The sequence below is a fragment of the Streptomyces sp. NPDC088252 genome, from assembly GCF_044740965.1.
GTDB lineage: Bacteria > Actinomycetota > Actinomycetes > Streptomycetales > Streptomycetaceae > Streptomyces.
Genome location: NZ_JBIURS010000010.1, coordinates 27,307 through 41,529 on the forward strand (window position 1 = coordinate 27,307; position 14,223 = coordinate 41,529).

General features: G+C 73.4%; 9 protein-coding genes. All 9 read left to right on the forward strand.

The annotated features are described in order from the left end of the window. Positions 1-105 precede the first annotated feature (105 nt). The 9 genes from ACIOHC_RS21495 to fxsT all read left to right on the forward strand — a co-directional run bounded on the left by ACIOHC_RS21495 (position 106) and on the right by fxsT (position 14,217). Positions 106-864, forward strand: a complete 759-nt coding sequence (locus ACIOHC_RS21495; RefSeq protein WP_401843552.1) for a CU044_2847 family protein — start codon at positions 106-108, stop codon at positions 862-864. Further along, positions 861-2,972, forward strand: coding sequence for a trypsin-like peptidase domain-containing protein (locus ACIOHC_RS21500; protein WP_351078614.1), 2,112 nt, complete (start codon positions 861-863; stop codon positions 2,970-2,972). Before ACIOHC_RS21495 ends, ACIOHC_RS21500 begins: the two co-directional genes overlap by 4 nt. Before the next feature lie 106 nt (positions 2,973-3,078). Continuing rightward, positions 3,079-4,113, forward strand: coding sequence for a MoxR family ATPase (locus tag ACIOHC_RS21505; RefSeq protein ID WP_351078617.1), 1,035 nt, complete (start codon positions 3,079-3,081; stop codon positions 4,111-4,113). 7 nt (positions 4,114-4,120) lie between these two features. Then, the gene (locus ACIOHC_RS21510) at positions 4,121-7,732 is read left to right on the forward strand and encodes an SAV_2336 N-terminal domain-related protein (RefSeq protein ID WP_351078620.1); all 3,612 of its coding nucleotides are present in this window, start codon (positions 4,121-4,123) and stop codon (positions 7,730-7,732) included. Between the two features lie 222 nt (positions 7,733-7,954). Further along, positions 7,955-8,161, forward strand: a complete 207-nt coding sequence (locus ACIOHC_RS21515; RefSeq protein WP_351078623.1) for a hypothetical protein — start codon at positions 7,955-7,957, stop codon at positions 8,159-8,161. Next, positions 8,161-8,358 carry an FxSxx-COOH cyclophane-containing RiPP peptide gene (fxsA, locus tag ACIOHC_RS21520; protein WP_351078626.1) on the forward strand — a complete coding sequence of 66 codons (198 nt, stop codon included), beginning with the start codon at positions 8,161-8,163 and terminating at the stop codon, positions 8,356-8,358. The genes ACIOHC_RS21515 and fxsA overlap by 1 nt, the downstream gene beginning before the upstream one ends. Positions 8,359-8,596: 238 nt before the next feature. Then, complete coding sequence (locus ACIOHC_RS21525; RefSeq protein ID WP_401843734.1) at positions 8,597-9,754, forward strand: FxsB family cyclophane-forming radical SAM/SPASM peptide maturase; 1,158 nt, start codon at positions 8,597-8,599, stop codon at positions 9,752-9,754. After that, on the forward strand, positions 9,751-11,142 hold the full coding sequence (locus tag ACIOHC_RS21530) for an aKG-HExxH-type peptide beta-hydroxylase (protein ID WP_351078629.1): 1,392 nt from the start codon (positions 9,751-9,753) through the stop codon (positions 11,140-11,142). Before ACIOHC_RS21525 ends, ACIOHC_RS21530 begins: the two co-directional genes overlap by 4 nt. Positions 11,143-11,223: 81 nt before the next feature. Continuing rightward, complete coding sequence (fxsT, locus tag ACIOHC_RS21535) at positions 11,224-14,217, forward strand: FxSxx-COOH system tetratricopeptide repeat protein (protein WP_401843557.1); 2,994 nt, start codon at positions 11,224-11,226, stop codon at positions 14,215-14,217. The last annotated feature ends 6 nt before the right edge of the window (positions 14,218-14,223 follow it).

The following is a 14,223-nucleotide window of genomic DNA, read 5'->3' on the forward strand; positions in this document are numbered from 1 at the left end:
CCCGCCGAGAACCGGTCGGCGGCGTTCCGGCGTCATGGTCCATGAGCCTCGCATCGGCCGCGTACTGCCGTTAGCCTGCGGGTAGTTGGGGGAACGGGGGGTTTCATGGGTGACAGCGAGGCCCGTATCACGCGCATCGAGATGCCGGACGGCACACCGGTCTGGGCGCGGATCTCCGGGGCGGAGGAACTGGCCGAGCCTGTCCGGGGTCCGGCATTCACGGACATCGGGTACGAGGACTTCGCCGAGCGCGTGCAGGCCCGGGTCGAGAGCCTGCGGGCGGTCGTGACCAGCGTCGCGCGCTCGCTCGCCGAGCCGCTGCGAGCGGTGCGGCCCGACGAGGTCAGCGTCGAGTTCGGCATCGAGCTCACCGCGAAGGCCGGCAAGGTCGTCGGTCTCCTCGCGGACGGTGAGGCCAAGGGCGGCATCAAGGTCACGCTGACGTGGAACGGCGGAGGCCCGCCCGTCGATCCGCCGATCCCGGCGCAGAGCGGGGCGCGGGCAGCGGGGCAGACCACGGCGCCCCCGCCCCCGCCCCAGCAGGCCGCGCCGCGCCCCGCTCCCGGCGCGCAGACCGCGTCGTACGGCCCGCCGCGGCCACAACCCGTCCCGCCCATGCCGCCCCCGCCCTCCTCGCCACCCGGACACCCGCCCGTGCCGACGGCGCCCCCGGCGGCGACCCCGGACCCGGGTGCATCCTCGGCGACCCCGGACACAGGCGTGCCCGCGGCGCCCCCGGACGATGGCGCATCCGCGGGGACGCCGGATGCGGACGCCCTCGCGGGGACCCCGGGCGCCGGTGCATCCACCGGCGCACCGGCGCATTCCGACGGAGCCGGGCCGGACACCGGAAGCCACTCATGACGCAGCCGCCGGGCAGGGGCGCAGGGGGCGGCTCGGAGAGCACGTACCGTGCGCTGGCGGGCCTCGTGATGGCCGCGACCGTACGCATCCATCGCCCGGAGCCCGGGTATGCCCCTGACGGATCCGACCGCGGCTTCCTGGGGAGCGGCTTCTTCATCGCCCCGAGCTGGGTCCTCACGTGCGCGCACGTGGCGATGGAGGGGGAGGGGCGTCAGGTGAGCGTGGTGTTCAAGCCGGACCCGGGCAGCGCCGAGACCGCGGTCGAGGGCATCGTGGTCGCCGCCCTGCCCGAGGACCGTCACGGCCCGGCCGGGCCGGGCGGGGCGCGGGTCCCGACACCCTCGGGCGGCTGGCCGGCCCCCGACCTCGCGCTCATCCGGCTGCTGAGACCCGTCGAGCACCCCTGTGTGTACGTCAGCGAACGTCCGGCGGGCATGTTCGGCGGCGGCTCGGTCCTCTACACCGGCTGGACCGGCGGCGGATCGGGGCAGCTGACCCGCTTCAGCGGGCGCTGCCAGGTGATGGGCACCTTCGGCGACTGGGCCGAGGACGACGAACAGATGCGGCTCGACGGCGACCGGATGTACCCGGGCCTGTCCGGCGGACCCGTGGTGGACCTGGCCCGCGGCGAGGTCGTCGGCGTACTCAAGTCGCGGTCGGACGGCACGACCGGCGGCACCTCGATCGGCGTCGAACGGCTGCGTACGCTGCCCGTGCCGCCCGGGGCCGTCGCCACCGAGTCCGACGACCCCTACCAGGCGGTGTTCCACGCCCACGACCGCTACCACGCCGACCGGCACGGCAGCCCGGTCGGCACCGAGCGGACGTGGGCCGACCTCCAGCGCGAACTGGGCGCCGGAGCCGGGCTCGCACTCAGCCCCCAGCAGCGCGTCGACCTGCTCGGCCGGCTCGCCGAACTCCCGCCGCCGCTCAGCACCCGCAGCCTCCTCGACCTCCTGGACCGGCTGCCCGACACCCACCCGACCGAGCACCATGCGGCGCCGCGCGGCTGGCGCGACGGACTGGGGACGCTGTACGACGCCCCCGGCGGCGACAGCGCGCTGGAACTCATCCTGCGTTACTGCATGAGCGCCCTCTCCGCCGAACGCCCCTACGTCCTGCCGTCCACCCGGCTCGCCGAGGCATCCCTGTGGGACTGGGTGAAGCGGATGGCCGAGGACCGGCTCTCCCGCAAGTTCCGCCACGAGCTCGCCGGGCTCCGGCACAACGGCCGCCTCACCCCCGACCGCGAGCATCTGCGCACCCCGGTGCCGGTACTCGAACCCACCAGGACCCGCGGCGCTCCGTGCGTCCTGCTGCAGCTGGAACCGCGCGGCTGGGAGCGGGACCGCTACGACTGGCGGATCGGCGTCGTCCAGCACACCGGGGACGTCCTGCCCGTCGCCGAGGACAGCCGGGGCACCGCACCGGAGGCTCTCCCGGCCCGCCTCGCCGGGCCGCTGGCGGAGGCGTTCCGGCGGTGCGACGCACCCGACGACCCCGCGGTGCTCCAGGTCGCCGTGCCGCAGTCCCTGATGGACCTGGAGGTCGACGGATGGCACGTGCCGCCCGACGGGCGGCCGCTCGGAGTGCTGCGCCCCGTGGTCATCCGCCGCCTGGACCACCGCCCGAGGCCGGCCGACGACGGGCCCGACGAGCGCGAGGCGCGCTGGAACCGGACCATGACGGCCCCGATGCAGGCCGCCGTCGTCGACTGCGAGGACGGAATGCGGGTACCCGTAGCCGTGGTGGAGGAGCTGCGCGGGCTGGCGTACGAGACCGTCCCGGTGCTCTGCAGGTACGGGGACCGGCCCGACCCGGAGACCGCGGCCGGTCTCGGACGGGTGCTCGACGGGGGGTTCGGGGTGGCCCTGTGGCGGCGCCGGGCGGCCGAGCCCGCCGCCGTCTGCACGGATTTCCACCGGCGCGCCGCCGAGTCGGTCTCCGGGGCCCGCACGGCCGATCAACTGCCGAGGAAGGTGCATGAATTGAGACGGGGGGTACGCGCGGGCCGTACGGAGACGTACTGGTCGGACGGCGTCGCCCTCTACTGGGACGATCCGCACCACCCACTGCCCGGCTCCGACCAGTTCCTGGAGGCGCCATGAGGGACGACCGCGCCGACCGGACTCTTACGGGGTGCACCTCGGATCGCTACCGTGATGCACGTTCGACTGCTTCCCCTGGCGGACGAGTGACGACGAGGAACACGCTATGAGTGAACCAGGCGAGTGGCTCATCTACCGAGGGGCCGGCGAACCGCACGAAGGTATCGAGCAGTTGCCGCCCCCGCCGCCGTGGCGGGACTTCGCGGGCCGTGGTGCGTCGGAGCCCGACGAGCACGGCGGGGACGGATCGGCCGACCGTCGCCTCGGGGGGCACCGGCACCTCGCCGAACTCCATCGGCCGGGTGCCGAAGAGCTCGAAATGATCAATGCCGCGCTCTATCTGCGCCGTCCGCTGCTGGTCACCGGCAGCCCGGGGGCCGGTAAGAGCACGCTGGCCCACTCGGTCGCCCATGAGCTGGGGCTCGGCCGGGTCCTGCGCTGGCCCGTCGTCAGCCGCTCGACGCTCCAGGACGGCCTCTACCACTACGACGCGATCGCCCGGCTCCAGGACGTGCAGATCGCCGCGCACAGCGCGGCGGCCGGGGCGGCCGGCGGCGTCGAATCGGCGGAGAGCGTCGGCAGCTACATCCGGCTCGGGCCGCTGGGCACCGCGCTGCTGCCCTCGGACCGGCCGCGCGTACTGCTCATCGACGAGCTCGACAAGAGCGACATCGATCTGCCCAACGACCTGCTCAACGTGCTGGAGGAGGGCGAGTTCGCCATCCCCGAACTGGAACGGATCACCGACCGGCTGCCCGGCGGCGAGGCGGAGGTCCTCGACGACGACGGCAACAAGGTGAAGGTGAGGGGCGGCCGGGTGCAGTGCCGGTCCTTCCCGTTCGTGGTGCTCACCAGCAACGGTGAGCGGGACTTCCCGGCGCCCCTGATGCGCCGCTGTATCCACCTGGAGCTCGGTCGCCCCGACCACCAGCGGCTCGCGACCTTCGTCCGTGCCCACCTCGGCGACGAGGCGGCACGCTCCGGGGACGATCTCATCGCCCACTTCCTGGAACGCTCGCGCAGCGAACTCCTCGCCACCGACCAGCTGTTGAACGCCATCTACCTCACCGACGCCGCCGCGCCGGCCGGCCGCGACCGTCTCGCCGATCTGCTCATCCAGCGACTCGACCAGCCGAGGTGATGAGCTGATGGCCGGCGGCACGGCACGGCACGGACCGGAGGGCGGGCCCGGTCCCGACGGCGGTCCGGGCGCGGGCGTGGGTCCTTGCGGCGAGGTGCCGGACGAGGCCGCGGGGGATCAGGAGGCCGGGGTTTCGGGACCGGCCTCGCCGCGGGCGCCGGAATCGATGTCGGAGGCGGCGTCGGGACGGGAGGCGGAGTCGGCGTCGGGACCGGCGCGGCACTCGGATTCCCTGCCGTACGACGGCGGCCTGCTGCCCGTGTTCGTGGCCCGGCTGCGCGAGGCCGGGCTCGACCCCGATGCCGAACAGCTCTGCGACGCCCTCTGGCTGGCCCGCTGGACCCGCCATCCCGACGCACCGGACGACGAGGGCGACGAGGTGGGGCCGCCGCTCCGCTTCGAGCGGGCACGGGAGATCCGGGAGGCCGAGCGGCCCACGTCGCCGGTGACCGGCCGCGGCGAGGCCCCGGCCCCCGTGGCGGACGACGACGAGCCGGTGGAGGAGCAGGGCCTCGGGGGCGACGACCGGCGGATCCACCTCTACCCCGTACCCCGCACGCGGCCGCCCGCCGGTCCCCGTCCGGACGGCTCGGGCGGGCGCGGGCGTGGTGCCGCCGGGGGAGGGCGGCCGAGAGCGCTCCCCCTCGGGGTGCCCGCCGCCCCTGCCCTGCCCGCGCCGCTCGAACTCCAGCGAGCCCTGCGCCCGTTGCAGCGATACCGTCCGGCGGCGCCCCCGCTGCGCCGCACCCTCGACGAGACGGCGACCGCGGAGCTCAGCGCCCGGTCCGGCGGGATGATCATGCCGGTCTTCCGCGGCGCGTCCCGAGGCGAGGCGTTGGTGCAGTGCGTCATGGACGCCTCGTCGTCGATGCTGGTGTGGGACCGGATGTTCGGAGAAATCCAGCAGATATTCGGCCAATTGGGCGCCTTCCGGGACGTTCAGGTGCGCTATCTGCACCAAGGTCCCGACGGCGCGGCCGCGGTGAGCCGCAGCCCCGATCCGGCCGCCGCACCGCTGAACTCCGCGGACCGGCTGAGCGATCCGACCGGCCGCCGTGTCACCGTACTGGTCAGCGACTGCGCAGGTCCGCTCTGGCACAGCGGCCGGGCCCACCGCCTGCTGCACCAGCTGGCCCGCCAGGCGCCGACGGCCGTGCTCCAGCCCCTGCCGCAGCGGATGTGGAACCGGACCAGGCTGCCGGTCACCTACGGTTCGCTGTCCCGCGGCGAGGGGCCGGGGGGAGCCGCCGTCCTGAAGGTCACGGAGCATGCCGGTACAGGACCCGCCGTGCATCCAGGAGCCCTGGCGATTCCCGTACTCCCGCCGGTGGAGGGCGCGTTGGCGGCCTGGGCGAGGCTGCTGTCCGGCACCGGCGCGGGGCAGATCTCCGGAGCCGTCGGCTGGGTGCGGGCCGATCAGCCCGCGGCGGCCGCACAGCGTCCCGGTGACGGGCTGTCCTCGCTCCAGTTGGTCAGCCGCTTCCGCTCGGCGGCCTCCCCGGTCGCCGGACAGCTGGCCGTCTACCTCGCGGCGGCCCCGCTGTACCTGCCGGTGATGCAGTTGGTGCAGCGCACGATGCTGCCCCACTCGGGGCCGTCCGAACTCGCCGAGGTACTGCTGAGCGGGCTGCTGTCACGGAGCAGGGGCGAGGACGGGGCCGAGGACGGCGGCCAGTGGTACGAGTTCGCGCCCGGAGTCCGCGAGGCGCTGCTCGGCCCGCTGGGCCGGGACGAGGCGCTGCTCGTGCTCAAGCACTGCTCGCAGTACATCGAGCAGCGCTTCGGAAAGGGCGGGCCGAACTTCCCGGCCCTGGCCTTCGCCCAGCTCGGCGAGGGCCGGTACGGCTCCTCGCGGGCCGCCCGCACCACGGACGGCATGGGGAACGGCGCGTCCGACGGGGAGTTCGAAGAGGGTGACGAGAACGGGGAGGGCGGCACAAGCGGCGGGTCGCGCGTCCCCCACCCCTTCGCCGAGGTCGCGGTCCGCGTACTGGAGCGATTCATGCCCCTGCCCGAGCAGTTCGTGATGGAGACCGGCCGGGACGCCCACCGCGGCGCCGTCCAGACACCGAACGCGGCGGTGGAGAGCGCCCGCGTCCTGGTACGGCATTTCGAATCGGACAGCATGGTGCAGTACCTGATCGACGCCGTGCAGCTGCTGCGGGGCGCCACGGAGCGCGAGGAGCAGCCGGGCGCCGACCCCGAGCTGTGGGCGGAGTACTCGCGCTGCGTCCTGAGGCTGTGGGAGGTGCAGGGTGACGCCGAGCTGCTCCGCGAGGCGGAGTACGCCGCCGAACGGGCCGCCGCGCACCCCGGAGCGGTGCGCGAACGAGCCGTGCTGGCCAAGGTGCTGCACGCCGCGGCGGACGACCGGCGGCGGCGCGATGACCGGCGCGGCGCACTGGAACTGCTGCGCCGCGCCGACCGCGAGTACACGGCAGCCTGCTCGGACCCCGGTCTGGAACCCGCCGAGGCGCTCCGGCTCACCCTGGAGCGGGTCCGGGCCCTGGAGGCACAGTGGAGGCTCGACGGCGACACCGCTCTGCTGCAGGCCGCGTACGGCATGCTGGAGGCGTTCGCCGATGTCTGGCCCGACCAGGAGAACCGGCCCACCGCCCTGCCGCTGGCCCACGGCCGCACCCTGCTGAAGCTGGCCGGGGCCACCGTCGACACCGAACAGTCCCGGGTGTACGCCGCACAGGCGGCACGCTCCTTGCGGATGGCGTTCGAACAGGGCGGCGGCCGGCACACCGTGGGAACCGAGGTGCGCATCCTGCTGGACCTCGTGGACGCCCTGCTCGGCTCCGGCGAGGAACCGGACGAGGCCGCGACGCTGGTCGAGCAGGCCCTGGAGACCGTGCGGGAGCAGCGGCAGCGCGCCCTGCTCCAGACCCGGGCGGGCCGGGTCCGCGTCGCGCGTTACGAACACACCGGCGACCCGGACGCCCTCGTCGAAGCGGCCGACTGGTTCGCCCGCGCCGCGCGCGGTGTCCCGCGCGACTCGCAGGCCCACGCCGATCTGCTCGCCGAGTGGGGCGGCACGCTGCTGCGTCGTGCCCGACTGCCCGACGGACGCGCGTACATCGGTGCCGCGGTACGGGTGTTGCGGGACTGCCGTACGGAGACGGCGACGGGGGGGACACGCCAGGCCGAGCGTTTGCTGATGCTGGGCCGGGCGCTGATGCTGCGGCACCGGGCCACCGAGGACCGGGTCGACCTGCGGGAGGCCGAGCATCTCTTCGGGCTCGCCGCCCAGGAGGCCGCCGATCCGCTGACCGCGGCGCGCTGCTGGCTGGAACTGGGCCTGTCCCACCTGGACGCCTCCCGGGTCCTGCGACGTCCGGCCCGGCTCGACGAGGCGGCCGAGGCGTTCCGGGACGCTGCCGAGTCAGCCGGCACGGCAGAAGCGGAGCTGGAGAGTCCGCAACAGCGCCGAGAAGCAGTCGAGTTGGGTGCTACAGCCAACCATTGGCGGGGTATGACCTACGAAAGGGCGGGACGCCCCCGGGCCGCACGCGAGGCGTACCGGGCGGCCCGCCAGGAATGGCGCAAACTGCCGGACGGCGGCGGCGCGGCGGGCGAGTCGACCGCCGAGCGGCTGGCGGAGCTGGAGCGCTGACTGCTCGACGGAGAGCACCAGGGTCTCTCGTTCGGTCGGGCCGAACCGGCGAGGCACGGTGCCGGGGCACGCAAGCCCGGCATGATCCGAACGAGAGGCCTGGGCGATCCGATGCCGGAATGATGCGCGCCGTGTGCGACCGGCGTACGACCGACGCCGGTCGGCGACGCCCACGGCCAGGCGTATGCCCCGCTGTGCGGGGCATCGGTACAGGAGCGACGGGTGCCCACGGCCCGCACCGACGCCATGGACGGGCGCGCGGGCATCCTTCGTGAACGCGGCAGGGGCGAACGGGGTGCGGGCGTCGGCAGTACGGGTGCCGGTGCCGTGCCGGCAGGGACATGCGGGTCAGGGACGCGGGCTCGGCGGGATGCGCTCAAGGGCGAGCACATCACCGGCGGCTCGATGCGGCAGTACGGGGAGACATGATGAGCGAGTCGATACATGACGGCGGGCCGGACGACGGACCGTCCAAGGGGCCGGATGCGCTGCCGGATCTGCTGGAGCTCGATCTGGAGGCCCTGCGGACCCTGAACCACCCGGTGCTCTCCGAAGTGGTCGCGGACCTGCGCGGCCGGGCCGAGCAACCGCGGGAGATGCTGTGGGGATTCACCAACGCCTTCTGAACCGGGTCGCCGGGCCGCCTCGCCGGAAGGGGTCGCACGATTTCGGTCCGGAGCCCGGTTGAACAGGACATCGTGGTCCGGGACCGGTTTGCCCGCACTGCGGGCCAGGGATACTCGCTCCGGGCCGGCAACGGGGGCCGGTCCCGGGGACGTGCAGCACGGGGGTGCCGGAGTGTCTCGAAAGGCCACGCCGCGCACGCCCCGGCGCCCGGGGCCCCACGCCGACGGCCGGATCCCGCTGCCCTTCGGTCAGTTCATCGTCAAGGTGCACGGCCGCTGCAATCTGGCCTGCCGCTACTGCTACCTCTACGAGGGCCCGGACCGGACCTGGCGTGATCGCCCGGCCGCCGCGGCACCCGCCGTTCTGGACCGCGCGGCGGAGCGGATCGCCGAACACGCGGCGGCCCACCAACTGAGCGGCGCGGCCCTCGTCCTGCACGGCGGCGAACCCCTCCTCGCCGGCGTCGACCGGCTGACCGCCCTCTCCGACCGGGTGCGCGACCTGGTGCCCGCGGGCTGCACCGTCCACGCCACCGTGCAGACCAACGCCACCCTGCTCACCGATGCGCGCGTCGCCGCTCTCGCCCGGCACGGCATACGCGTCGGCATCAGCCTCGACGGTGGTCTGGCCGCCCACAACACCCGGCGCACCGACCGCGCCGGACGCCCCTCCTGGCCCGCCGCCTCGCGCGGCGCCCGGCTCCTGGCCGACCGGTACCCCGGCGCGTACGCCGGCGTCCTCACCGTAGTCGACCCCCGGAGCGACCCGATCGAGACGTACGAGTCGCTGCTCGCCCTGCGCCCACCGGCCCTGGACCTGCTGCTGCCGCACGGCAACTGGACGAACCCCCCGCCGGGACTGCCCGTCGCGGGGACGACCCCGGCAGGGCCGGGATCGGGCCGCCCGACCCCGTACGGCGACTGGCTCACCATCGTCTTCGACCGCTGGTGGCGGGCCGGCCGACGCGAGACCCGGGTGCGGCTCTTCGAGGAGTGCCTCGCCCTGCTGCTGGGTCTGCCCGCCGCCACCGAATCGCTCGGCCTCTACCCCGTCAATGCCGTCGTCGTCGAGACCGACGGGACGATCGAACAGGTGGACTCCCTCAAGTCCGCCTATGACACGGCCGCCGCCACCGGGCTCGACATCTTCCGCCACACCTTCGACGACGCCCTGCACCACCCCGGTGTCGCCGCCCGTCAGGCAGGCGCCGCCGCGCTCGCCGACGCCTGCCGCACCTGCCCACTGCTGAACGTCTGCGGTGGCGGCCACTACGCACACCGCTACCACGCGGCCCGTGGCTTCACCAACCCGTCGGTCTACTGCGCCGATCTCGAACGGCTGGTACGCCACATCGCGGGCCGGTTGTCCGAAGCGACCGCAGGAGAACACCGATGATCCCCCCACTCCCGGACCACGCGCTCCACGAACTCGGCCGCACCGAGGGCGGGGCCGACACCCTCCGCCTGCTCGTGCGCGACCAGGACACCCGACGGCTCCTCCTCCTGCGTGCCGTGCTCGACGCGGCCGAGGCGGCCCCCACGACCGTCTGCCCGCCCCGGCTGCTCGACCGGCTCCGTCAGGACTGGGCCCTGCTGGAGACGGCGGAACGCGCCGACCGGGCCGCCGTGCGCACCGTCCTGCTCCACCCCCTCGCCGGCCCCTGGGCGCAGCGCTGCCTGCGCGGCCTCGCCGGTGCCGGTTCCCGAGCCGAACTCCACGCGGACCTGGACCACTTGAGCGCTCTGGCCGCCGCGGCGGCGATCCGCGCGGGAACCGCGTTCACGGCCCGCCTCGCCGCTCACGGCGGACTGCTGTCCCTGCCCACCCTGGGCGCCCTGCGCACGGCCTCCGGCCCGGTCGACATCGCCTTCTCCGACAGCGACCTGACGATGCGTGCGGTCGCGGGCGGGCCGTCCCTGGCCGCACACGCGCAACCGGAGGGAACGATCTCCTCGGCCGACCCGCGCTGGCTGCCCGTGTCCGCCCTGCCCGCCGTGCCCGGCGGTGTCGGACCCGTGCCCCTGGACGACGTCGATCCGTACCGCACCGACGGGGACGGGCTCCGGCGTCACGGACTGAGCGCCGCCACTCACATCGACGACCACGAACGCAAGGCCTGGGCCGAGTCCTGGTCCGGGGTGGGGCCCCTGCTCCGCATCGGTGGCGCACACCGCCTCACCGAAGCGGCCGTCCTGCTGCGCTGCCTGGTGCCGCTCGGCCCGCCCCCCGGCTCCGGGCCCGTCGGCGAGGGCGCGGCGCACTGCAGCGGCACCAGGCGCGAGGCGTTCGGTGCCGTCCTCAGCAGCAGACCGGCCACCCCCGCCTATTTCGTCTCGACCCTCGTCCATGAACTCCAGCACACCAAACTGGCCGCCCTCGGCTCCCTCACGCCGCTGCACCACGAGGACGCGACACCGCGTCACTTCGCGCCCTGGCGCTCCGACTCGCGGCCCTTCGACGGCCTTCTCCAGGGCGCCTACTCGCACCTCGCGCTCGCCGACTACTGGCAGCGGTTCGCGCTCGCCGCGCGGCGTGTCACCCACCGCGACCTGGCGTGGGCCGAGCACGCCCGCTGCCGCGAGCAGGTCGGTGCCGTGCTGCCCGTGCTGGCGGGATCGGCGGCACTGACCCGTGAAGGCCGGTTGCTGGTCAACGAGATGATCACGCTCTACCACCGTCTGGACGATTGTCCGCCCCCGACGGGTCATCTCGCGCGGGCGCAGGCGTACGTGGCCACCACCAGGGTGATATGGCAGCAGAGGAACGGCTCGCGAACACAGTGAACAGCCCCCGCGACACCGGTCGGAGCGACCATGCTCCGGTGTATGTTGAAAACGCTCGCATCGAGGCAGGGAGACGGTTGAATGCCCGGAACGCGTAAGCAAGTTGGAGCAACCGGGGCGCAGACCGTCACCATCAGTTCCGCCGGTTTCAACCGCGCCTGGGCGGCGTGGATCGCGGACCGTCTGGAACGGCGTGGCGTGACGGTGGTCCAGCAGCGCTGGGACCCCCCGGTGGAGATCCCGCTGGAGGAGTCCCTGCGGGACCTGACCCTGTCCCGAGGCCAGGTCCTGGTGATCCTCAGCGACTGGTACTTCCAGCTCGGACCCCGTGGCCACGACGAGTGGAACAGGGCCCTGCGCGAGGTCGTCGCCCCTGATCCCGACCGCTTCGCCGCCGTCTCCGTCACCACCTCGGCGTTGCCCGGGGCCACCTCCGTCCTCGGCGCGGCCGACCTGACCAACGTCGGTGCCGACGAGGCCGAGCGGCGGCTGCTGACCCGCCTGGGCCTGCCCACGGACCCGCTGCCCGCCTCCGCGGAGACCCGGCCGGGCCCCCGCTATCCGGCCGACACCCCCGAGGTGTGGGGCGGGGTACCGCGCCGCAACACCCGGTTCACCGGGCGTGAGGAACTGCTCAACAAGGCGTACCAGGCCCTCCAGGACGCCGGAACCGGCGCCGGGGTCGTGACCCTGTACGGCATGTCCGGCGTCGGCAAGACCCAACTGGCCGCGGAGTACGTCTACCGCTTCGGTTCCGAGTACGACGTGGTCTGGTGGGTGCCCGCCGACCGGCGTGCGCTCTACCGCCAGAGGCTCGCCGAACTCGCCCCCGAACTGGGCCTGTCCACCGGCGTCGAGTACGGCGAGCGGCTGCGCGCGGTACGGGACGCGCTGCGTCGCGGCGAACCGCACTCCCACTGGCTCCTCGTCCTCGACGGTGCCGACGAGCCCGAACACATCTGGGACCTCGTGCCGACCGGTCCCGGACACGTCCTCATCACCTCGCGCAACCCGGAGTGGGGCGAGCACAACAGCAACCTCGTCGAGGTGCCCGTCTACAGCCGGGACGAGTCGGTCGCCTTCATCCGGCGCCGCGCGCCGCGCCTGACCCCGGCCGAGGCCGACCGGCTCGCCGACGCCCTCGAAGACCTCCCGCTGCTCCTCGACCAGACCGCGGGCTGGCTGAACGACTCCGACCTGTCGGTCGAGGAGTACATCGAACTCCTCGAAGGCGGCATCGACCAGGACGTCGTCAAGGTCTCCGCGGACTTTCCGCTCGCCTTCCAGACCGCCTGGTCGATACTGCTGAACAAGCTCAAGGACACCGTCCCCGAGTCCGTCGACCTGCTCCGCCTGTGCAGTTTCTTCGCACCCGGCTCCATCCCCGTGCGGCTGCTGAAGGAAATGCCCGCCGGTGAGCTGCCGGAACAGGTCTCCGGCCTGATGAACGACCCGCTGCTGTGGAACAAGGCGATCAGCCAGCTCCGTCAGTACTCCGTGGTCCGGCTGGAGTCCCACGAGTCGGCCGTCGACGAGGCGTCGTCCGGCGAGTCGCTCTACATGCACCGCATGGTCCACCAGATCGTCGGTCACGACATGACGGAACGGGACCGCCGGGAGTTCATCGACGTGGTCCGCCGGGCTCTCGCGGCCGCGGACCCCGGCAGACCCACCGACACCCGGCTCTGGCCCGCCTACGCCGAGATCACCCCGCACCTGAAATGGGCCGATGTGCTCAAGAGCACCGACCCGGCGGTGCAGACCCTCGTGCTCAACTGTCTGCGCTACATGTACCTCTCCGGGGAGTACCGGGCCGGCATCAAGCTGGGCGAACGCGCCATGAAGGCCTGGCGGGAACTGCTCGGCGAGGACCACCCCAGGATCTGGGACCTCAGCTACCACTACGCCAACCTGCTGCGGGCCGTCGGTGACTACGCCGGCACGGAAGCGATCGAACGTGCCGCCGTGGACCATCTGCGTACCGAGCGCGGCGTACAGGATCTGGAGCACCTGCGTGCCGCCGGAGGCCTCGCCGCCGACCTGCGGGGCCTCGGCCGGTACGACGAGGCACTGGAGATGTCGGGCTGGGTCCTCGCCGCCTACCGTGAACTGCTGGGCGACCAGGACTCACGGACACTCAACGCCCAGAACAACCTGGCCGTTTCGCTGCGGCTGCTCGGCCGGTACGAGGAGTCGTTGGAGCTCAACCAGCGGACTCTGGAAGCCCGTCGCCAGTTCCTGGGCCAACGTCACAACTGGACCCTGTCCTCCCAGACCAGCTACGCCATCGACCTGCGCCTGCTCGGCCGCTACGGCGACGCGCTGTCGCTCCAGAACCAGAGCGTCCGGGTGCACCGGCTGGTCATGGGCCAGGACAATCCGCAGACCCTGGGAGCCGAATACAACCTCGCGCTGTGCCACTACCGTTCGGGGGAGCGCGCCACGGCCTCGGCCCTGTTCACCCGGGTGCTGGAGCGATGCGAACGGGTGCTGGGCGAGGGCGCCCCGCTGACCATGATGTTCGCGGCCGGCCAGAGCTGCTTCGCCCGCGAGCACGCGGACATCGACCAGGCCAGGGGCATAAGCGAGAAGGTCGTCGACGGCTATGTGGACATGCTCGGCGAGAACCACCCCTTCGTGGCGGGAACGCGGGCCAACCACGCCCTGATCCTGCGCAACGTGGGCGAGCGCGACCACGCCCACGCACTGCTGGAAGGGGCCCTGGCCGCGTTGACACAGGCCGTCGGCGAGTACCACCCCTGGACCCTGGGGTGTGCCATCAACGCCTCGGCGCTGCGCAACCTGGTGGGGGACCCGGAATCCGCGGCCACGCTGACGGACGCGGTCGTCACCCGGGCCACCGAGACCCTCGGCCGGACCCACCCGTTGACCCTCTCCGCCCGGATCGCCCACGCCGCGGACCTGCGCGGCGTCCGGGAGCGGCAGCGGGCCGAGAAGGTCGAGAACGAGGCGCTGGGCGACCTGGCGACCACCCTCGGCGCCCAGCATGTCCATACGGTCTCGGCCCGCTCGCGCAACCGCCCGTACTGGGACTTCGAGCCCCCGATCGTCTGAGGGCCT

Excerpts from the sequence above, each read along its gene's own strand:
- fxsA (WP_351078626.1), top strand. The coding sequence starts at position 8,161 with ATGAGCGAGTCGATACATGACGGCGGGCCGGACGACGGACCGTCCAAG.
- fxsT (WP_401843557.1), top strand. The coding sequence starts at position 11,224 with ATGCCCGGAACGCGTAAGCAAGTTGGAGCAACCGGGGCGCAGACCGTC.
- ACIOHC_RS21530 (WP_351078629.1), top strand. The coding sequence starts at position 9,751 with ATGATCCCCCCACTCCCGGACCACGCGCTCCACGAACTCGGCCGCACC.
- ACIOHC_RS21505 (WP_351078617.1), top strand. The coding sequence starts at position 3,079 with ATGAGTGAACCAGGCGAGTGGCTCATCTACCGAGGGGCCGGCGAACCG.
- ACIOHC_RS21510 (WP_351078620.1), top strand. The coding sequence starts at position 4,121 with ATGGCCGGCGGCACGGCACGGCACGGACCGGAGGGCGGGCCCGGTCCC.
- ACIOHC_RS21500 (WP_351078614.1), top strand. The coding sequence starts at position 861 with ATGACGCAGCCGCCGGGCAGGGGCGCAGGGGGCGGCTCGGAGAGCACG.
- ACIOHC_RS21495 (WP_401843552.1), top strand. The coding sequence starts at position 106 with ATGGGTGACAGCGAGGCCCGTATCACGCGCATCGAGATGCCGGACGGC.